Genomic DNA, 224 nt, shown 5'->3' with positions numbered 1-224 from the left:
ACTCATCTGGTTTGCTCATTGCCCCTTCTCCCTCTGTAAAGAAGTGATTGAGCTTTGGATAGAGCTTGTATGTCACATCGCTGCGATGTGCTAACGTTTCTTTCCATGTTTTGAATTCAGGATCAGCCATTACCTGATAATCGCGCTCTCCTTGCAGGATAAGAAGCGGTGTGGTCTGGTTTTTGGCGTCATCTGCTGCCTTAATGCTGCGGATTGAATCCCAG

General features: G+C 46.9%; 1 protein-coding gene. It reads right to left on the bottom strand.

Annotation, left to right across the window (positions count from 1 at the left end):
- Nucleotides 1-224: prolyl oligopeptidase family serine peptidase (locus LKX83_RS33175; RefSeq protein ID WP_227887554.1), on the bottom strand; the 224-nt coding region annotated here is incomplete at both ends.

Source organism: Cohnella baijiui (assembly GCF_020731285.1).
In the GTDB taxonomy this organism is placed as follows: domain Bacteria; phylum Bacillota; class Bacilli; order Paenibacillales; family Paenibacillaceae; genus Cohnella.
This window is presented reverse-complemented; position numbering and strand designations above follow the sequence as displayed.